Origin of the sequence: Marinovum sp. (assembly GCF_048263515.1) — a bacterium.
GTDB lineage: Bacteria > Pseudomonadota > Alphaproteobacteria > Rhodobacterales > Rhodobacteraceae > Marinovum.
Genome location: NZ_JBLXEC010000002.1, coordinates 43652 through 63557, shown reverse-complemented (window position 1 = coordinate 63557; position 19906 = coordinate 43652). Strand labels below are relative to the sequence as shown.

At 66.2% G+C, this 19906-nt stretch carries 19 protein-coding genes; 9 read left to right on the top strand and 10 right to left on the bottom strand.

Features of this window, described 5'->3' with window-relative positions:
• Positions 1–42: 42 nt before the first annotated feature.
• The 5 genes from recR to ACN0SE_RS02715 all read right to left on the bottom strand — a co-directional run bounded on the left by recR (position 43) and on the right by ACN0SE_RS02715 (position 4860).
• The gene (recR, locus tag ACN0SE_RS02735) at positions 43–636 is read right to left on the bottom strand and encodes a recombination mediator RecR (RefSeq protein ID WP_417522947.1); all 594 of its coding nucleotides are present in this window, start codon (positions 634–636) and stop codon (positions 43–45) included.
• Positions 633–1679 (bottom strand): TraB/GumN family protein, encoded by a 1047-nt coding sequence (locus ACN0SE_RS02730; RefSeq protein WP_417522946.1) that lies wholly within the window; start codon positions 1677–1679, stop codon positions 633–635. The genes recR and ACN0SE_RS02730 overlap by 4 nt, the downstream gene beginning before the upstream one ends.
• 4 nt (positions 1680–1683) lie before the next feature.
• A complete protein-coding gene (locus ACN0SE_RS02725; RefSeq protein WP_417522945.1) occupies positions 1684–2028 on the bottom strand; it encodes a YbaB/EbfC family nucleoid-associated protein in 345 nt (114 codons plus the stop codon).
• Positions 2029–2208: 180 nt separating this feature from the next.
• Positions 2209–3978, bottom strand: coding sequence for a DNA polymerase III subunit gamma/tau (locus tag ACN0SE_RS02720; RefSeq protein ID WP_417522944.1), 1770 nt, complete (start codon positions 3976–3978; stop codon positions 2209–2211).
• Positions 3979–4272: 294 nt separating this feature from the next.
• Positions 4273–4860 carry a GcrA family cell cycle regulator gene (locus ACN0SE_RS02715; protein ID WP_417522943.1) on the bottom strand — a complete coding sequence of 196 codons (588 nt, stop codon included), beginning with the start codon at positions 4858–4860 and terminating at the stop codon, positions 4273–4275.
• A 122-nt stretch (positions 4861–4982) separates the two neighbouring features.
• Here ACN0SE_RS02715 and ACN0SE_RS02710 point away from each other — a divergent pair, with 122 nt between their 5' ends.
• Positions 4983–5804: an ABC transporter permease gene (locus tag ACN0SE_RS02710; RefSeq protein ID WP_417522942.1), complete on the top strand. Its 822-nt coding sequence runs from the start codon at positions 4983–4985 to the stop codon at positions 5802–5804.
• A gap of 18 nt (positions 5805–5822) precedes the next feature.
• On the opposite strand, the gene ttcA is transcribed toward ACN0SE_RS02710, so the two are convergent.
• Positions 5823–6707, bottom strand: a complete 885-nt coding sequence (ttcA, locus tag ACN0SE_RS02705; protein ID WP_417522941.1) for a tRNA 2-thiocytidine(32) synthetase TtcA — start codon at positions 6705–6707, stop codon at positions 5823–5825.
• 208 nt (positions 6708–6915) lie between these two features.
• On the opposite strand from ttcA, the gene ACN0SE_RS02700 reads away from it, so the two are divergent.
• From ACN0SE_RS02700 to ACN0SE_RS02665, 8 genes are all read left to right on the top strand, one after another.
• Positions 6916–8478 carry a putative bifunctional diguanylate cyclase/phosphodiesterase gene (locus ACN0SE_RS02700; protein WP_417522940.1) on the top strand — a complete coding sequence of 521 codons (1563 nt, stop codon included), beginning with the start codon at positions 6916–6918 and terminating at the stop codon, positions 8476–8478.
• Positions 8479–8695: 217 nt separating this feature from the next.
• Positions 8696–10531 (top strand): membrane protein insertase YidC, encoded by a 1836-nt coding sequence (gene yidC / locus ACN0SE_RS02695; RefSeq protein WP_417522939.1) that lies wholly within the window; start codon positions 8696–8698, stop codon positions 10529–10531.
• The gene (locus ACN0SE_RS02690) at positions 10528–11271 is read left to right on the top strand and encodes an MOSC domain-containing protein (protein WP_417522938.1); all 744 of its coding nucleotides are present in this window, start codon (positions 10528–10530) and stop codon (positions 11269–11271) included. Before yidC ends, ACN0SE_RS02690 begins: the two co-directional genes overlap by 4 nt.
• On the top strand, positions 11271–11921 hold the full coding sequence (gene yihA / locus ACN0SE_RS02685; RefSeq protein WP_417522937.1) for a ribosome biogenesis GTP-binding protein YihA/YsxC: 651 nt from the start codon (positions 11271–11273) through the stop codon (positions 11919–11921). The genes ACN0SE_RS02690 and yihA overlap by 1 nt, the downstream gene beginning before the upstream one ends.
• A 354-nt stretch (positions 11922–12275) precedes the next feature.
• Positions 12276–13148 carry an acetylglutamate kinase gene (argB, locus tag ACN0SE_RS02680; protein WP_417522936.1) on the top strand — a complete coding sequence of 291 codons (873 nt, stop codon included), beginning with the start codon at positions 12276–12278 and terminating at the stop codon, positions 13146–13148.
• 36 nt (positions 13149–13184) lie between these two features.
• Complete coding sequence (locus ACN0SE_RS02675) at positions 13185–13979, top strand: sterol desaturase family protein (protein WP_417522935.1); 795 nt, start codon at positions 13185–13187, stop codon at positions 13977–13979.
• Positions 13916–14614: a ferredoxin gene (locus ACN0SE_RS02670; RefSeq protein ID WP_417522934.1), complete on the top strand. Its 699-nt coding sequence runs from the start codon at positions 13916–13918 to the stop codon at positions 14612–14614. The genes ACN0SE_RS02675 and ACN0SE_RS02670 overlap by 64 nt, the downstream gene beginning before the upstream one ends.
• A complete protein-coding gene (locus ACN0SE_RS02665) occupies positions 14611–15108 on the top strand; it encodes a SixA phosphatase family protein (protein ID WP_417522933.1) in 498 nt (165 codons plus the stop codon). The genes ACN0SE_RS02670 and ACN0SE_RS02665 overlap by 4 nt, the downstream gene beginning before the upstream one ends.
• 205 nt (positions 15109–15313) lie before the next feature.
• Here the strand turns inward: ACN0SE_RS02665 and ACN0SE_RS02660 are convergent, their stop codons facing one another.
• The 4 genes from ACN0SE_RS02660 to ACN0SE_RS02645 all read right to left on the bottom strand — a co-directional run bounded on the left by ACN0SE_RS02660 (position 15314) and on the right by ACN0SE_RS02645 (position 19759).
• On the bottom strand, positions 15314–16087 hold the full coding sequence (locus ACN0SE_RS02660; protein ID WP_417522932.1) for an amino acid ABC transporter ATP-binding protein: 774 nt from the start codon (positions 16085–16087) through the stop codon (positions 15314–15316).
• Between the two features lie 15 nt (positions 16088–16102).
• Positions 16103–17398, bottom strand: coding sequence for an amino acid ABC transporter permease (locus ACN0SE_RS02655; protein WP_417522931.1), 1296 nt, complete (start codon positions 17396–17398; stop codon positions 16103–16105).
• Between the two features lie 3 nt (positions 17399–17401).
• Complete coding sequence (locus ACN0SE_RS02650; protein WP_417522930.1) at positions 17402–18616, bottom strand: amino acid ABC transporter permease; 1215 nt, start codon at positions 18614–18616, stop codon at positions 17402–17404.
• 126 nt (positions 18617–18742) lie between these two features.
• A complete protein-coding gene (locus tag ACN0SE_RS02645; RefSeq protein ID WP_417522929.1) occupies positions 18743–19759 on the bottom strand; it encodes an amino acid ABC transporter substrate-binding protein in 1017 nt (338 codons plus the stop codon).
• Positions 19760–19906: the final 147 nt, after the last annotated feature.

Sequence of the window (19906 nt, the reverse complement as noted above, 5' to 3'; positions counted from 1 at the left end):
ATCGGGGTCCGGGGCGCGATGTGCGTGAGGCGTAGGTGCAGCCTAGAGCGATTTCCGCGCGTTCAGAGCCGCGGTGATCGTCCCGTCATCGAGGTAATCCAGCTCGCCACCGATCGGCACGCCCTGGGCCAACGAGGTCAGGGCCACCCGGCCTTCCAGCTGGTCGGCGATGTAATGCGCGGTGGTCTGGCCGTCGATGGTGGCATTGAGGGCGAGGATCACCTCGGTGACCGCTTCCGCCGAAATGCGGTCGACGAGGCGGGGGATCGACAGGTCCTCGGGGCCGACGCCGTCGAGCGCCGAGAGCGTGCCACCCAGCACGTGGTAGCGGCCCTTGAAGACGCCGGAGCGTTCCAGCGCCCAGAGATCGGCCACGTCCTCAACCACGCAGATCATGCCGTTGGCGCGTTTCTCGCTGTCGCAGATGTCGCAGATGTCGCCAGTGCCGATATTGCCGCAGTTCAGGCATTCCCGGGCCGAGGCCGCCACGTCGCTCATCAGGTCGGCCAGGGGCGTCATCAGCAAGCCGCGCTTGCGGATCAGGTGCAGCACCGCGCGCCGCGCCGAGCGCGGCCCGAGGCCCGGCAGCTTGGCCATCAGTTCGATCAGGGCGTCGATGTCGCGGGTGGCGCTCATGTCGGGGCCTCGCCGGGCAGGGGAATGCGGGTGACACTGAAGCCCTGGGCGCGCAGCCGCGCGATCATTCCGGCCTTGCCCGGCAGGTGAAAGGCGCCGACGGCGAGGAACACGCCGCCCTCGGCCAGCGCCGGGCGGGCGACGTCGATGAAGGCCTGGTTGCGGGCGTCGAGCAGGTGGCGGTTGACCCGGTCGACGGTGGCGCCGTCGTCGCCCAGCCGCGAAGAGAGCGCCGCGCGGTCCCAGGCCAGCATCAGGCCGATCTCGCCCGAGAGGTAGAGCGCGCGCTGGGTGGCGATCTCCTCGGGGGTCGTCTCGGGATCGAGATAGGCGCCGTAGACATTGAGGAAATGCACCGCGAATGCGGCATTGCCGGGGCTGTCGAGGTGGTGGCGGATGCGCTCTGGCGGCTCCAGCGGCAGCACCTCGGCACCGCCGATCAGGCCGAGCATCTGGATGCGGCCGTCCTGCACCGGCAGGACACCGGCGGAGAAATCATTGCAGGGATCGGCCAGCAGCAGCTCGGCCAGCGCGCCGGGGGTCAGCCGCTCGGGCGCGCCACGGCCCCAGCCCAACCCCTTGGTGCGCAGGCGAATCCACTCGAGCACATCGGGGTGCACCCCCGCTGGCACTGTCTCGGCCGGGCTGGCGCGGTACCAGTCTGCGCTGTCGAACTGGGCGTCAAAGGCGGCGCGGGAGGGCAGGATCGGGTCGATCTCGAGCGCCAGCAGACGGGCGTCGGCGATGCGCTGTTCGACGAGGCCCGGCAGTGCCAGGATCGCGGGATCGGCGGAATGCATCGTGCCCCAGAGATGCGAGACCGCGCCGGAGGGCGCCACCACCCGCCAGAAGCGGCCGGTGGCATGGGGGATCTCTGCCGCCTCGGCGCGCAGGGCCTCGAGGCTGGCAGGCGCAAAGGCGTCCTCGTGCAGCGCCGGCGCCACGTCGCAGAGCGCGCGGCTGGCCCAGTCCTGCGCCTGAGCGGCCCCCCCGCCAAGGAGCTGCGCTGCCGCCAGGGCCACGATGACGCCCGCGCCCTGCATCCGCCTAGAACGGCAGCTTCATGTCTTTGGGCAGGCCCATTTCCTCGGTCAGGCGGGACATCTCCTGCTCGGCCTTCTGGGTGGCGCGCTGCTGGGCGTCCTTGATCGCGGCGAGGATCAGGTCCTCGACCACTTCCTTGTCGTCGCCGTTGAAGATCGACGGGTCGATGTCGAGCCCCTTGAGCTCGCCCTTGGCCGAGGCGGTGGCCTTGACCAGGCCGGCGCCGCTTTCGCCGGTGACGGTCATGTTGTGAAGATTGTCCTGCAGCTCGGCCATCCGGGTCTGCATCTGCTGGGCTTTCTTCATCATCCCGGCCATGTCGCCGAGATTTCCAAGTCCTTTGAACATCGGGTGCTCCTCATGTGTTGCTTGAGGGTTAGATACGGGGGGCGAGGTCTGGCGACAAGGGGCGTGGGCCAGTGCGTGCTGCCGGGGCGGGATTTGGGGGGCCCTGCCCCCCGGCCTGCGGCCTCCCCCCGAGGGTATTTTCGGCAAGAGGAAGATCAGGGTGGGGCGGTTTGGTCTGCGTCAGTCTTCTTCGAAGGGGTCCCATTCGTCCTCGACCTCCTGCAGGGCGTCGGTCCGGGCCTGGGCGGCGGCCTCTTGTGCGGTGTGAATCGCGGTGATGCGGGCCTTTGGGAAGGTGGCGAGGGCGGCCTGCACCAGCGGGTGTTCGGTGGCTTGTGCCTCGAGCGCAAGGCGGTCGGCGTCGCGGGTCTCGACGATGGTGGGGGTCTCGGCGCCGTTGACCAGGGTCACCGCCCAGCGGTTGCCGGTCCAGCGTTGCAGCGCGGTGCCGAGGCGCTGGGCCAGATCCGGGGCGGCGTTTTCCGCCGGGGTGAATTCGATCCGGCCGGGCTGGTAGGCGGCGAGGCGGACGCCGGCCTCGACCTCGACCAGCAGCTTGACGTCGCGGTTGGAGCGGATCAACTCGATCACATGCTCGAAGCTGGGGTAGCGCGCCAAGGCCTGGTCGGCGGCCAGGGCCACGACGGCGTTGCCACCGGAGGCCGAGGGGCCCGAGGGGCCGCTGTGGGTGGCACGGGGCAGGCCTTGTGCGGTATGGGCCTGGGTCTGGGCAGTGCGCGCGGTATGCACCCCGCCGCCGCCGGAGGGGGGCGGTGGCACCGGGGCGTCGCCGAGCTTGCGCACCAGTTCCTCGGGGCTGGGCAGATCGGCCACATGGGTCAGGCGGATCAGCGCCATTTCGGCGGCCATCATCGCGTTGGGGGCGAGCGCCACCTCTTCGATCGCCTTGAGCAGCATCTGCCACATGCGGCTGAGCGCGCGCATCGGCAGGTCGGCGGCCATCTGCTGGCCGCGGGCGCGTTCGTCCGGCGCGATGGTCGGGTCTTCGGCGGCATCCGGCGTGATCTTGACCACCGAGATCCAGTGGGTGACCTCGGCGAGATCGCGCAGCACCGCCATCGGATCGGCACCATCGGCATATTGCGCCGAGAGCTCGGTCAGCGCGCCGGCGGCATCGCCGCGCATCACCAGATCGAAGAGGTCCATCACCCGTCCGCGGTCGGCCAGGCCCAGCATGGCGCGGACCTGCTCTGCGGTGGTCTCTCCTGCCCCGTGGCTGATCGCCTGGTCGAGCAGCGAGGTGGCATCGCGGGCCGAGCCTTCGGCGGCGCGGGTGATCAGCGCCAAGGCATCCTCGGCGATCTCGGCACCCTCTGAGGTGGCGATGCGGCGCAGCAGGCCGATCATGTCCTCGGGCTCGATCCGGCGCAGGTCGAAGCGCTGGCAGCGCGAGAGCACTGTGACCGGGACCTTGCGGATCTCGGTGGTGGCGAAGATGAATTTCACATGAGCCGGCGGCTCTTCCAGCGTCTTCAAGAGCGCGTTGAAGGCCGATTTCGACAGCATGTGCACTTCGTCGATGATGTAGACCTTGTAGCGCGCGGCCGAGGGGGCGTAGGCCACCGAGTCGATCACCGTGGTGCGGATGTCGTCGACGCCGGTGTTCGAGGCTGCGTCCATTTCCAGCACGTCGACATGGCGGCCTTCGGAGATTGCCACGCAATGTTCGCAAGCGCCGCAGGGTTCGGTCGTGGGCTGGCCTTGCCCGTCGGGGCCGATGCAGTTCATCCCCTTGGCGATAATCCGCGCCGTCGTGGTTTTGCCGGTGCCGCGGATGCCGGTCATCATGAAGGCCTGGGCGATGCGGCCGGTTTCAAAGGCGTTCTTGAGAGTGCGCACCATCGCGCCCTGGCCGACCAGGTCGGCAAAGGTCTCGGGGCGGTACTTGCGGGCCAGGACCTGATAGGCGGGCTGCTGCGGATCGCTCATGGTCGCGGTTCTTCCTGTCCTGTGCGGAGGTCGATGCTCAGGCTATTGCCTCGGGGCGCCGAGGTCCAGCGGATGTGGCTGCAGGTGTGGCGTTTGCTGGCGCTGCCCCGGACGTTGATCCGGGGGCTCCTGGTGAAAGGCGAAACGCCGGGGGGCGTGGCGCCTGCTGGCTGGTGTGGAGGTCCCGGAGCGGGGTCCGGGACGCGGTGCGCCTTTGTCCGGCGAAGCGGCGTGAGGCGGGGAGGTCCCGGAGCGGGGTCCGGGACGGCGATGGGCCTGCTGCGACGGGAGCGATTAACGCCGGCGGTCGCGGCGCGAGGACATCGGCTGGAAGGCCACGCCGACATGCGCTTCGCAATAGGGTTTGCCCTGCTGCACCGGCAGGCCGCAGAACCAGAAGTGATCGGTGGCGGGATCGCCCACCGGCCATTTGCAGGTCCGCTCGGTCAATTCCATCAGCGTCAGCTTCTTGGCCTTCTTCTCGATCTCGTTGACCCGGGCCAGGGCCTCGGGGCTGATCTCGTTGGCCGAGGGCTGCGGCGGCAGCGGCTGGCCGGCCGGGATGATCTGACGGCGCGCCGGGTTGGCGGGCTTGGTCACGGCGGGCTCTTCCTCGGCGGCGGCGACCGGCTCGGGCTTGGGCTTGGCGTCGGCCTTGGGGGCGGGCTTGGGCTTGGCTTCCGGCTTCGCCGCCTTGGCAGGCTCGGGCTTGGCCGCGGGGCCTGCGCCGGCACCGGCGCGGTTGGACAGGCCCAGGCGGTGCACCTTGCCGATCACCGCATTGCGTGTCACGCCACCCAGTTCCTTGGCGATCTGGCTTGCGGATTGCCCCTCGCCCCACATTTTCTTGAGCAATTCGACACGTTCATCGGTCCAGGCCATGGATCATCCTTACGAGAAAAAGCGGCCTCGACAGCGGGCCGCTCTGGGAATTTCTGTGTTGTCCCTATTTTAATCACTGGTGGCTGAGTTACAAGGCCGCGAATCGCAAGCAGGAGGCCGCCATGAGCATGACATCGCAGACCGGGACGACCGCGGAAATGGGCATGCGCCGCTTTGGACGCGTCAACTGGCTGGGACTGGCGACCCTGTGCCAGCGCGAGGTGCAGCGCTTTCTCGCGGTCTGGACCCAGACGCTGCTGGCGCCACTGGTGACGGCGGGGCTGTTCCTGATGATCTTTTCCATTGCCATCGGGCCGCGTCGGGGTGACGTGATGGGCGTGCCTTTCACCCATTTCATCGCGCCGGGCATCCTGATGATGACCGTGATCCAGAACGCATTCGCCAATACCTCGTCGTCGATCGTGATCTCCAAGGTGCAGGGCAATATCGTCGACACGCTGATGCCGCCGCTGTCACCGCTCGAGCTGGTGCTGGGCTATCTGGCCGGTGGCGTGGCGCGTGGGCTGGTGGTGGCGGTGGTGATCGCTGCCGGGCTCTGGCTGGTGCTGGGGCTGGGGGTGGCGCATCCGCTGCTGGCGCTCTGCTTCGTGGTGCTGGGCGCGGCATTTCTGTCGGGCTTGGGCATCATCTCGGGGATCGTGGCGCAGAAGTTCGACCAGATGGCGGCGATCACCAACTTCATCGTGACGCCGCTGGCCTTTCTCTCGGGCACCTTCTACTCGGTCGAGGCTTTGCCGCCGGTGCTGCATGCAATCACCCGGTTCAACCCGATGTTCTATCTGATCGACGGCGTGCGCTACGGCATGATCGGCGTGTCAGACAGCGCGCCCGCGCTGGGGCTGGCGATCTCGGTGGTCTCGGTCGCGGCGGTTTCGGCCGTGGCCTGGAACATGCTGCGCAAGGGCACCCGGCTCAAGGCCTGAGCCTTCCGCCCCCGGCCGTCAGTCGCGGCCGGCCGGTGTCAGGTCGGGCACGTCGTCCTGTTTGGCGCCAGCGCCCTCGTTCAGCGCAAGGCCGGCGAAATCCCAGAGCTTTGGGTCGAGCAGATGCGACGGCCGCGCGTTCATCAGCGCCCGGAACATCACCTGCCGTCGACCGGGGCTGTTCTTTTCCCAGCCGTCGAGGATCTGCTTGACCTGCTGGCGTTGCAGCCCGTCCTGGCTGCCGCAGAGATCGCAGGGGATGATCGGATAGTTCATCGCCTTGGCAAAGCGCTCGCAGTCCTTCTCGGCCACATGCGCCAAGGGACGATAGACAAATAGATCGCCCTCTTCGTTCACCAGCTTCGGCGGCATGGTGGCCAGCCGCCCGCCGTGGAACAGGTTCATGAAGAAGGTCTCGAGGATGTCGTCGCGGTGGTGGCCCAGCACCACGGCGCTGCAGCCCTCTTCACGCGCGATGCGGTAGAGATTGCCGCGGCGCAGGCGTGAACAGAGCGCGCAATAGGTGCGGCCAGCCGGCACCTTGTCGACGACGATGGAATAGGTGTCCTGATACTCGATCCGGTGCGGCACGCCCATCCGTTCGAGGAACTCCGGCAGCACCGTCGCCGGAAAGCCGGGCTGGCCCTGGTCGAGGTTGCAAGCGAGGATGTCCACCGGCAGCAGCCCGCGCCATTTCAGCTCGGTCAGCGCCGCCAGCAGCGTGTAGCTGTCCTTGCCGCCCGAAAGGCAGACCAGCCAGCGCGCGTTGCGGCCCTGCACCATGCCGTATTGGTCCACCGCCTCGCGGACCGAGCGCACGATGCGTTTGCGCAGCTTGCGAAACTCGGCGGTCTGAGGCGCGCCGTGGAAGAGCGGGTGAATCTCGTCGGGTTCCTGGGTCATGCCCGAGCGCATAGGGCAAAGCCCCGGCGGTGAAAAGAGCCCAGCGTCTGTCGGACCGATTCGGGCGGTCCGGCACCGACGGGCCAGACCGAAATTCGCAACAATTCGAAGTAACTTATGGTAATGTTCCTGCCCGGTGTTAACGCATGGGTGACCGGGCGCAGCTAGATCTGTGGGCCAGAAACGACAATCGCCGAACGGAGTGCCCATGTCGCTCACCAAGCCGGGAATGGCGCGCGCCACGCTGCGCGTGTTGAACGAAGTCACCGAGAGCCCGCTTTTGCCGGCGATGTTTCCGGCGATGGCCATGGGCGGCTTCTGGATCGGCGGCGAGCCGGTGCTGGCGCTTCTTGCGATCGGCGTGCCGCTTCTGTGGCTGGCGGTGCTGATCTCGCGCGCCAAGGTGCGGCCGGCGCGGGTCGATCCGGTCACCGGCTTGCAGCTGAAAGAGGGCTTTTCCGAAAGGGTCGAGACCCTGCTGAGCGATTGCGCCAGCTCCGGGCGCACCACGATCTGCTTCATGATCGAGGTCGACGATGGCGCCGAGCTGACAGAGCGTTTCGGCGGCGATGCCTGCGACCGGGTGGCCGATACGTTGGCGGCGCGGCTACGGTCGGCGATGCGCGGCACCGATTGCTTTGTCAGGCTCAGCGACTGGCGGATCGGCGTCGTGCTCTCGCCCCTGCGGCGCACCGATATCGAGACCGCTGTGCAGATGGCCGCGCGGCTGCAGGCCGAGCTGGAAGAACCCATTCGCATCGACCGCGCGCCGGTCTATATCTCGGCCTGCATCGGCTTCTGCCTGGCGGCCCGCGCCCCCGACAAGAGCGGCGCCGGGCTGATAGACGCCACGGTTGCCGCGCTCGACGAGGCGCGGCGCCACGGCCCCGGTGCAATCCGCGCCTTCTCGCCGGACCTGCAGCGTAACCGCAAACAGCGCGTCGCCCTGATCGACGAGGCCGCCCGCGCGCTGGACGACGGCCAGATCTGCGCCTGGTACCAGCCGCAGATCTGCACCGAAACCGGCCGAATCTCGGGGCTGGAGGCGCTGGCCCGCTGGCGTCACCCGGTGCGCGGCCTGATCCCGCCCGCCGATTTCCTGCCAGCGCTCGAGGCCGCGGGGCTGATGGAACGGCTGGGCGAGGTGATCCTGTTTCACGCCCTCTCGACCCTGCGCGATCTCGACCGCGAGGGGCTGAAGATCCCGCAGGTCGGCATCAACTTCACCGAGACCGAGCTGCGCAATCCCAAGCTCGTCGAGCGGCTGCGCTGGGAGATCGACCGGTTCAACCTCGCCCCCGAACGGCTGACGGTGGAGATCCTCGAGCATGTGGTGGCCGGCACGCCCGACGACATCGTTTCGCGCAATATCGCCGATCTGGCCGCCTTGGGCTGTGCCATCGACCTCGACGATTTCGGCACCGGTCATGCCTCGATCACCAGCCTGCGGCGATTCGCCATCGACCGGCTCAAGATCGACCGCTCCTTCGTCGTCAAATGCGACACCGACCCCGAGCAGCAGCGCATGGTGACGATGATCCTCACCATGGCCGAGAAGCTGGGCCTCGACACCTTGGCCGAGGGGGTCGAGACCCTGGGCGAGAATGCGCTGCTGGCGCAGATGGGCTGCGGCCATGTGCAGGGCTTCGGCATCGCCGTGCCGATGCCGGCCGAGAACCTCGCCGACTGGATCACCGATCACACCGCGCGCATTGCCCCGCCGCCGGCGATCACCCCCCTGCCCGGCCCGGCCCGTCGCAACACGCCCTGAGCGCACTGCGACGGGAAGCAGGCCCAATCCGCCGGCCGCGCACCGCGCCAGCCTGCAGGGATCACCCGGAACCCGGCTTGTCCCGCCGAATTTCCGCCGCGACAGGTTGCCCCGATTGGCCGCAACGCCGGGGAATATGCCACTCGCCCCTTGACCTTTGGGCCGCGCAAGGGTTGAACCCGGCCTGATACCCTAGTGACAGGTGGCGGTCCCCCCAATGGACGATCAGAACAAGAACCTCATCCTCGCAACTGCGCTCAGCTTCGTCGTGATCCTGATCTGGTTCGTGCTGTTCCCGCCACCAGAGCAGGACACCGTCGCGCCGGCGCCCTCGGTGGCCGAAGGCACGGCCACCCCCGGCGACGTTGCCGTCACCCCCGGCGTGGCCGACACCCCGGCGGCTGCCCCCGGCAGCACCCCGGTGACCGAAGAGGCCGCGGCCAAGGTCTCGGACGCACCGCGGATCGCCATCGAGACGCCGCGCCTGTCGGGCAGCATCTCGGCCCAGGGCGGCCGGATCGACACCCTGGCGCTCAAGGATTACCGCGAGACCACCGATGCCGACGCGCCGATCGTCTCGCTGCTGCGTCCCGTGGGCACCCCCGGCGCCTATTACGCGCTGCATGGCTGGGCGCCCGGCCAGGGCCTCGCCATCGCCGACGTGCCCGGCCCCAACACTGAATGGCAGATCGCCGGCAACGCCACCCTGACCCCCGAAACCCCGGTCACCCTGACCTGGGACAACGGCAAGGGCCTGCGCTTCACCAAGCAGATCGCGGTCGACGGCGACTACATGTTCACCGTCACCCAAGGCGTCGAGAACACCTCTGACGCCGCCGTTTCGCTGGCGCCCTACGGCCTGCTGGCCCGCCACGGCGAGCCCGAGGACCTGAAGAACTTCTTCGTCCTGCACGAAGGCGTGGTCGCCATGGCCGACGGCGAATTGTCCGAAATCGACTATGACGGCATGACCGATTTTGACATCGATGCCCGCGAAGGCGTTCCGGCCGAGGTCACGCAAGTGACCGAGAACGGCTGGATCGGCTTTACCGACCACTACTGGATGGCGACCCTCGTGCCGACCCCGGGCGAAGCCTTCCGCGCCGCGGCAAAATACGATCCGCGCCGCAACATCTACCAGACCGAGACCGTGCTGCCGACCCAGAGCCTTGCCGCCGGCGCCAGTGTCGAGGTCACCACCCAGCTCTTTGCCGGTGCCAAGGAATGGGACACCATCCGCGAATACGAGGCGGAAGGCGTCGCAGGCTTCATCGACTCGATCGACTGGGGCTGGTTCTTCTTCCTGACCAAGCCGATCTTTGCCCTGCTGCACTGGCTCAACCAGATCATCGGCAACATGGGCTGGGCGATCATCGCGCTCACCCTGATCATCAAGGCGGTGCTCTTCCCGCTGGCCTACAAGTCCTATGCTTCGATGGCCAAGATGCGCGAACTTCAGCCCGAGATGGAGAAGATCAAGGAGCGCGCCGGCGACGACCGCCAGAAGCTCCAGCAAGAGATGATGGGTCTCTACAAGAAGGAAAAGGTCAACCCGGCCTCCGGCTGCCTGCCGCTTCTGCTGCAGATCCCGATCTTCTTCTCGCTCTACAAGGTGATCTTCGTCACGCTCGAGCTGCGCCATGCGCCCTGGATCGGCTGGATCGACGACCTCTCGGCGCCCGATCCGTCGTCGCTCTACAACCTCTGGGGCCTGCTGCCCTGGGCCGCGCCGGAGCCCGGCACCATCCTCGCGCTGGTCTTCATCGGCATCCTGCCGCTGCTGCTCGGCATCTCGATGTGGCTGCAGCAGAAGCTGAACCCGGCGCCCACCGATCCGACCCAGCAGATGATCTTTGCCTGGATGCCCTGGGTCTTCATGTTCATGCTGGGCAGCTTTGCCTCGGGCCTCGTGGTCTACTGGATTGCCAACAACACGATCACGTTCATCCAGCAGTACCTGATCATGCGCAGCCACGGCTACAAGCCTGACCTCTTCGGCAACATCACCGGCAAGAACAAGAAGAAGAAGGCCGCGGAAGCCGCCAAGAAATGACCGGCAGGATCACCGAAATCCTGCGCTATCCGATCAAGAGCCACGGCCGGGAGGCCGTGGCCCGCGTCGTTCTGAGCGAGGGGCAATCCCTGCCCTGGGACCGGCACTGGGCGGTCGCGCATGAGGCCTCCGAGGCTGATGGCAGCGCTTGGGTGCCCTGCCGCAACTTCACCCGCGGCGCCAAGGTGCCGGGGTTGCAGGCGATGAGCTCCGCTCTCGACGAGGACAGCGGCATCGTGACGCTGACCCATCCCGACCTCGGCGAACTGCGGTTCGACCCGGATACCGAAGGCGACCAGCTGATTGACTGGACCCGGCCGCTGATGCCCGAGGGCCGGATGGGCTCGGACCGGGTGGTGCGGGCCGAGGCGCGGGCGATGACCGACAGCGATTTCGCCTCGGTGACGCTTTGCAACCGCTCGTCGCACCGGGCGGTGTCGCAGCGGATCGGGCGTGACCTGTCGATTCACCGCTGGCGCGGCAATATCTGGTTCGACGGTCTGGCGCCTTGGGAAGAATTCGACTGGATCGGCCGCGAGGTACAGATCGGGTCAGCCGTGGTCCTGGTGCGCGAGCGGACGACCCGCTGCGCCATGACCCAGGCCAACCCCGAAACCGGGGCGCGCGACGCCGATGTGCTCGGCGCGCTGGAGAGCTGGGATCATCGTGATTTCAGCGTGTTGGCCGAAGTGATAAAAGGCGGCGAGATTGCCGTCGGTGACGAGATCGGACGCCTATGATGCAACTGCCCTTCCCCATTGCCGAAGAGCCTGACGACTTTACCAGAGAGGCCGGCCGGCTGCTTTTTGCCGGCGAGAAAGACTTTCTCAAGGGCGTGGTCGCCATGTCCGGCCTGCCGCCGGATGACCGGATCGAGGTCTGCTTTGCCGGGCGCTCGAACGTCGGCAAGTCCAGCCTGATCAATGCGCTGACCGGCCGCAAGGGGATCGCGCGCGCCTCGAACACGCCGGGGCGGACGCAGGAGATCAACTTCTTCACCCTCGCCGAGAGCCATTACCTCGTCGACCTGCCCGGCTATGGCTATGCCAATGCGCCGGTGGCGGTGGTCGAGAAGTGGCAGCGGCTGCTCAAGCAGTACCTGTCGGGCCGGCAATCGCTGCGCCGGGCCTTCGTGCTGATCGATGCGCGCCACGGGGTCAAGAAGGTCGACGAAGAGATCATGACCCTGCTCGACAAGAGCGCGGTGACCTTCCAGGCGGTGCTGACCAAGGCCGACAAGGTCAAGGCGGAGGAGCGTGCGAAGGTGCTCGACCAGGTGCGGGGCCGGCTTTCGGCGCATCCGGCGGCCTATCCCGAGATCGTGGTGACCTCGTCTGAAAAAGGTGACGGGATCGAGACCCTGCGGTCGATCATCGCAACGCTGGTCTGACGCCCCCTCACGCGGAATCAAGGCCGCAGGCCGCCGCGTGATCGCCGACCCGCCCCCCGGGGCGGCGATTTGTCTGGCCTAGTTGCGTCGAACCGATCTGCTTCGGATTTGGCTACCATAAAGCGCGGTCGAACTAACGTGGGATCGCCACCCCGCGGGTCGGCGCACACGCGGCTTGCGCTTTGGGGCTGACGGTAGCCAGTTGGCTTAACGTCTCGGTCTGTTCTTTTTCAGATACGACCGCCCTAAAGCGGATACTAGGGTCTGCGCCCACGCGGCTTGCGTGCCAAGGCCAACCGGCCCCTTGCACCCGCCTTCCGCTATTGTGATAACAACGGTTCAAGAGGGCCGAAAATGAGAACCCAGGACATGAACCGCGATTGGATCGCCACCGCCCGCACGCTGAGCCAGGCGCTGCCCTATCTTCAGCGCTACACCGACGCCATCGTCGTCATCAAGCTCGGCGGTCACGCCATGGGCTCTGACGAGGCGATGGAGGAATTCGCCCGCGACGTGGTGCTGATGCAGCAGGTCGGCGTGAACCCGGTCGTGGTGCACGGCGGCGGCCCGATGATCAACGCGATGCTCGACAAGCTCGACATCCAGAGCTCTTTCGTCAACGGCAAGCGGGTGACCGACAAGGCCACCGTCGAGGTGGTCGAGATGGTGCTCTCGGGCCTCGTCAACAAGCGCATCGTCCAGGCGATCAACGGCCAGGGCGGCAAGGCGGTGGGCGTGTCCGGCAAGGACGCCAACCTGATCGTCTGCGAACAGACCCACCCCGATCTGGGCTTTGTCGGCACGCCCGACAAGATCAACACCGCGGTGCTGCATGACATGTTCCGCTCGAACACCATTCCGGTGATCGCGCCGCTGGGCGCTGGCCGCAATGGCGAGACCTTCAACATCAACGGCGACACCGCCGCCGGTGCCATTGCCGGCGCGCTCAAGGCCGACCGGCTGCTGCTGCTGACCGATGTGGCGGGCGTCAAGAACGCCGAGGGCGAGGTGGTGACCGAGCTGACCGCGGCGCAGATCCGCGAGATGACCGCCGAGGGCGTGATTGCCGGCGGCATGATCCCCAAGACCGAGACGGCGCTCGACGCGATCGAGCGTGGCGTGCGGGCGGTGGTGATCCTCGACGGGCGCGCACCCAATGCCTGCCTGCTCGAGCTTTACACCGAACACGGCGCCGGCTCGCTGATCCGCGACATGCCCAAGACGTGAGTTGTCACATTCGAGCCATGGCATATATTCGCCGCCATGGAGAATGAAGCGCTTATCCGGCTCGGCGTTTTCGCCGCGCTGTTTCTGCTACTGGCCGGGCTCGAGGCCATCGCCCCGCGGCGCGTCCGGCGGCAGCCTCGCACCCGCCGCTGGCTGACCAACTGGGGCATTTCGCTGGCCAATGTGCTGATCCTGCGCGCGCTCGCGCTGGGCCTGCCGCTTCTGGCGGTGGGCGCGGCATTGGATGCCGAGGCGCAGGGATGGGGGCTGTTCAACCTGACCGGCTGGCCGCTCTGGCTCGAGATGATCCTGGCGGTGCTGATCTTCGATTTCGCGATCTGGCTGCAGCATCTGGTGACCCACAAGGTGCCGCTGCTCTGGCGGCTGCACCGGGTGCACCACGCCGATGTCGAGTTCGACGTGACCACCGCGATCCGCTTTCACCCGGTCGAAATCGCGTTGTCGATGCTGCTCAAGATCGGGCTGGTCTATCTGATCGGGCCGGCGGCCTGGGCGGTGGTGATCTTCGAGGTGCTGCTGAACGGCACGGCGATGTTCAACCATTCCAACCTGCGGCTGCCTTTGGGGCTGGACGCGCTGCTGCGGCGGGTGCTGGTGACGCCCGACATGCACCGGGTGCATCATTCGGTGCAGCGCCACGAGCATGACAGCAACTACGGGTTCTCGCTTTCGCTCTGGGACCACATCTTCCGCACCTACCGCGCCCAGCCCGAGGAAGGCCATGACGGCATGACCATCGGGCTGGAATGGCAGGATGCGCGGCCGACGCGACTGGGGTGGAGCCTGTGGCTGCCCTTCTTCAAACGCTAGAGGCCGAGGCCGAGGCGCGGCACTTGCGGGTGTTGGGCGGCTTTCATCCCGGGCCTAGCGACGGCGCGCCCGAGGGCTGCGGCACGCTGCTGATGATCGGCCCGGCAGAGCCCGGCTTCTGGCCGGAGTTCCGCGCCGCGCCGGAGTTCGCCGATGGCGGGCCGGACCCTCTGGACCGCTGGTCGAAGCGGGTTCTGGGCGGCTGGGCAACGGCGCTGGGGGCGCAGGCGCTCTTCCCGTCGAACGGGCCGCCCTACGCGCCCTTCATCGCCTGGGCCAAGGCCACGGGCCGGGTCTGGAACTCCCCCGCCGGTATTCTGGTGCATGACCAAGCCGGGCTGATGGTGTCCTTCCGTGGCGCGTTGGCGCTGCCCGAGCGGGTCGCGCTGCCCCCTGCCCCGCCGCGGCCCTGTGACACTTGCGCCAAGCCCTGTCTCGGTGCCTGCCCGGCGGGGGCGCTGGGGGCTGGCGGGGACTATGACGTGCCGCGCTGCAAGGACTGGCTGGACACGCCCGCAGGCGAGGATTGCATGACGCGAGGATGCGCGCTACGCCGGTCCTGTCCGCTGTCGCAGGCCTATGGCCGGCCCGAGGCGCAATCGGCGTTCCACATGAGGAGCTTTCATTCGCCATGACCCTGCGGTTGATCCTGATGCGCCACGCCAAGTCGAGCTGGGACACGCCCCGGCAGGACGATCATTCGCGGCCTTTGAACGGTCGTGGCCGGCGCTCGGCCGAGGCTTTGGGGGAGTGGCTGCGGAGCAAGGGCTACCAGTCGAATGCGGCGCTGAGTTCCGATGCGGAGCGGACGCGCGAGACCTTTGCGCGGTTGGAGCTGGACTGCCCGGTGCGCTTCACTCCGGCGCTGTACCTCGCGGATACCGGCACGATGCTGGAGCGGCTGCGGCAGGCCGAGGGGCGCTGTGTGCTGATGATCGGTCACAACCCCGGGATCGGCGCCTTTGCCGCGCGGTTGGTGGCGTGTCCGCCGACGCATCCGCGGTTTGACGATTATCCGACCGGCGCGACGCTGGTGGCGGATTTCGCGGGGGATGACTGGAGCGAGGTCGGCTATGGCACCGGGGCGGTGGTCGATTTCGTTGTGCCAAGGGCGCTGCTCTCGGAGTGAGGTGCATTGCACGCTAACAGCGGCTGCAAGCCGCCGCGCGTCATGCCAGAGGCATGCCTTCGACATGACGGGCCGCCCCCCGGCAATGCGCGGTTTGTTCCAGTAGCTGGCTTTGCCCTCCCTATGTCTCTTCTCCCAGCGCGTTAACAGCGGCTGCAAGCCGCCGCAGGGGCCTGCGGGGGCGCATTTTTCAAATGTCGTGACCTCAGTGGCCGAGGATCTGGCTCAGGAAGAGCTTGGTCCGCTCGTTCTGCGGGTTGTTGAAGAACTCTTCCGGCTCGTTCTGTTCGACGATCTGGCCGGCGTCCATGAAGATCACCCGGTTCGCCACCTGCCGCGCAAAGCCCATCTCGTGGGTCACGCAGAGCATCGTCATGCCCTCTTCGGCCAGCGATACCATGGTGTCGAGCACCTCCTTGATCATCTCGGGATCAAGCGCCGAGGTCGGCTCGTCGAACAGCATGATCCGCGGCCGCATGCAGAGCGACCGGGCAATCGCCACCCGCTGCTGCTGACCACCCGAGAGCTGGCCGGGATACTTGTTGGCCTGCTCGGGGATCTTGACCTTCTTGAGGAAGTGCATCGCCACCTCCTCGGCCTCCTTCTTGGGCGTCTTGCGCACCCAGATCGGTGCCAGGGTGCAGTTCTCGAGGATGGTCAGATGCGGGAACAGGTTGAAGTGCTGGAACACCATGCCGACTTCTGACCGGATCTTGTCGATGTTCTTGACGTCGGACGACAGCCGCGTGCCATCGACGGTGATCGAGCCCTTCTGGTGCTCTTCCAGCGCGTTGATGCAGCGGATCAGCGTCGACTTGCCGGAGCCCGAGGGCCCGGCAATGACGATCCGCTCACCGCGGTGAACGGTCAGGTTGATGTCGCGCAACACGTGGAACGTGCCGTACCACTTGTTCATGTTCTCGATCTGGATGGCGACTTCGTTGGAGATTTCCATCTGGGTTTGTGCAGCTTGAGCCATGGACAATCCCTCCTCTTAACGGTGATCGGTCTGAAGCTGACGCTCCAGCCATTGTGAATATTGCGAGATCGAGTAGCAGACGATGAAGAACAGGAAGACCGCAAAGCCCCAGAGTTCCCAATAGACGCCGTTCCACTCGGTCGAGGCGAGGATCGGACCACGGATCATGCCGACAAGGTCGAACATCGAGATCACCGAAACCAGCGTGGTGTCCTTGAACAGGCCCACCGCCACGTTGACGATGCCGGGGATCGAGATCTTCAGCGCCTGTGGCATGATGATCAGCCGGGTTGCCTGGGCATAGTCGAGCCCGAGCGAATCCGCCGCCTCGTATTGCCCGCGCGGCAATGCGGCCAGACCACCTCGGATCACCTCGGCGATATAAGCCGAGGAGAAGGCGGTGATCATGATGATCACCCGGATGATCAGGTCAAAGCTGGTGCCCGGCGGCAGGAAGTAGGCCAGGACCACGTTGGCCACGAAGAGCAGCGTGATCAGCGGCACGCCGCGGATGAACTCGATGAAGAGCACGCAGATCCACTTGATGATCGGCATGTCCGACTGCCGCCCCAGCGCCAGCAGGATGCCGAAGGGCAGCGACAGCGACACGCAGACCGTGCCGAGGATCATGTTCAGCATGAAGCCGCCCATGTCGCGCGAGGCCACGCTCTCCAGCGCCAGCAGGCCCGGCGCCGCATCGACGATGAAGCCGCCGATGAACCAGGTCACCACGGCCGCCACCAGAAAGGCCAGCGCGCCCATGGCAAAGCTCTGATGCTCGAACTTCTTGAAAGCGACATAACCCGCCACGAAGCCCGCCAGCGCCACCAGCGGCGCGAGGATCGTGCCGCCCCAGATCAGCCAGAAGGCGATGAAGGGATAAAGTGCGGTGAAATAGAGCATCGGCCGGGGCAGCTTGTTGAACAGCACCGGTGCCGCGGCGAGACCGAGGAACAGGAAGGCCAGGATCAGCCGCCAGTACTGGTCCTGCGGATACTTGAAGCCGAACAGCAGCTGGTTCCAGCGTTCGGTCAGCACCGAGAAGCAGCCGCCGGTGGCGCCTTGCAGGATCTCGCGGCATTCGGCCAGCGAGTCGGTGCGCCAAATGCCATTGGCAAACCACGGCAGGGCGCCGGCGACGATCTTGTAGATCACGAAGATCGCGATCAGCGTCATCAGCGTGTTGGCCCAGCCGCGGAACAGGTTTTCCCGCATCCAGTGGACGACGCCCACTTCGGAGGCCGGCGGATCCTGTTCCGGCAGCATGGTCTCGCGCACGTAAGCGACGGAATGTGCGTGCATGTCACTCATGGCTCAGCGCTCCTTCAGCTTCACGGCGTTGTTGTAGACGTTCATCACCGCCGAGATCGCCAGCGAGATCGTGAGATAGAACAACATCAGCAGCAGCACGCATTCGATGGCGCGGCCGGTCTGGTTCAGCGTGATGCCGCCCAGGGTGCCGGTCAGGTCCATGTAGCCCACGGCAATCGCCAGCGACGAGTTCTTGGTGAGGTTCAGGTATTGCGAGATCAGCGGCGGGATGATCACCCGCAGTGCCTGCGGCAGAACCACGAGGTTCATGATCCGGTTCGGACGCAGCCCGAGCGAGGCCGCGGCCTCGGTCTGGCCCTTGCTGACCGCAAGGATGCCGGCGCGGACGTTCTCCGCGATGAAGGCGGCGGTGTAGATCGACAGCGCGAACCACAGCGACAGCAGCGAGTTGCGCATGTAGATGCCGCCCTGGAAGTTGAACCCCGTGAGCGCGGGGTATTCCAGCGAGACCGGCATGCCCATGACAAAGAACATCAGCAGCGTCGGCACAAAGAACAGCGCGGCAGTGGGCCAGGCCCGCGGCAGCAGCACGCCCTCGTCATAAAGCTTCTTGGTGGTGTAGCGGCGGTAGAACACGATCGCCACGAGCGAGACGATGAAGGTGGCAACCACCAGCCACGAACCCGGTTCGAAGATCGGCGCCGGCAGATAGAAGCCGCGGCCGGTAAAGGCAAAGGCGTCCCAGAGCATCGAGGCTTCGGCCGGATCACCGCGGAAATCCCGCGGCTGCGGCAGAACGGCGACAAAGACCGCCATGATGATCAGGATCCAGATCAGCACCGGCACGTTGCGGAAGATCTCGACATAGACCGACATCAGCTTGCGGATCAGCCAGTTCGGCGACAGCCGCAACACGCCCACAAAGACACCGACGATGGTGGCGGCGATACAGCCCATGACGGCGATCAGCAGCGTGTTGAGCACACCGACCACGGCCGCGCGCCAGTGCGGAGACTGGCTGTTGTAGTCGATCAAGGTCTGGTTGATGTCATAGCCTGCCGGCTCTCCGAGGAAATCGTAGGAGATGTTCAGCCCGGCTGCGGCAAGGTTCTGGACGAGGTTCAAACCGAGATAGCCCATGGCGAAGATCAGCAGGATCAGCGCGATGAACTGGAATGTGATGGACCGGTAACGGGTGTCGTTGATCAGCTGGGAAAGCCGGAACGACTCCGCCGGGGGGTCGGTGACGGTCGACATGAGTAGGATCCCTGAGTGTCCGCGGTCGTTTGGGCTGGCGGTTTACCCGCTCTGTCGCCCGGTGCGGTGGTTATTGTGCAAGATGCAACAAGGGCGCGGTGTGACCGCGCCCTTGCCTTGTCTATCTTAGCGGAACGGCGGCGCGTAGAGCAGGCCGCCATCGGTCCACTGTGCGTTCAGACCACGCGACAGACCGACCGGAGTGTTTTCACCGATGTGCTTCTCGAAGAGCTCACCGTAGTTGCCGACGGCCTTGATGGCACGTGCGGCCCAGTCGGCGTCGAGGCCGAGCATCTCGCCCAGGTTGCCTTCGGTGCCGAGCAGACGGTTGATCTCGGGGTTCTCCGTGCCCGACATCATCTCGTCGACATTGGCCGATGTCACGCCCAGCTCTTCTGCCACGATCAGCGCGTTCAGCACCCAGCGGTTCACGTCACCCCATTCGTTGTCGCCATGGCGCACGAGCGGGCCGAGCGGCTCCTTGGAGATGATTTCCGGCAGAACGACGTGGTCACCCGGGTTTTCGAACGCGGCGCGCGTGGCGGCCAGGCCCGAAGCGTCGGTGGTGTAGACGTCGCAGCCCCCTTCGAGATACAGCGGCTGCGCCTCTGCGTTGGTTTCGATCGGCACCGGCTCATAGGTGATGTTGTTCTTGCGGAAGAAGTCCGCGAGGTTGAGCTCGGTGGTGGTGCCGGTCTGAATGCAGACGGTGGCGCCGTCGAGTTCCTTGGCCGAGCTGACACCCATGTCCTTGGGGATCATGAAGCCCTGGCCGTCATAGTAGTTCACCCCGACGAAATCGAACTTCAGGTCGACATCGCGCGAGAAGGTCCAGGTGGTGTTGCGTGCCAGCAGGTCGATCTCGCCCGAAGCAAGCGCGGTGAAGCGCGTCTTGCCGGTGGTCGGGACGAATTCGACAGCCGTCGGGTCGTTCAGCACTGCGGCCGCCACGGCGCGGCAGATGCCGACGTCGAAGCCATCCCAGTTGCCGTTGGCGTCGGGAGCCGCAAAGCCCACCAGACCCGTGGTCACACCACAGTTCAGCGTGCCGCGTGCCTTGACGTCGTCGAGGGTTGCCGCGGCAGCAGCGCCAGCAGCAAGACCGGCGACCGTCACCGCGCCAAAGAATACGGATTTTTTCATGATTACCTCTTCCTGTTTTTTTGAGCCGCCATGTCATTCCAGACGGTCTCAACCGTCCCGAAGGACAGCATCTCATGTGCAAGGAAGCCTCGCTCCCCAACGGGCCGAGTGTGGGCGGATTTCCGCGGTAAGGTCAAGTCTGGCGAA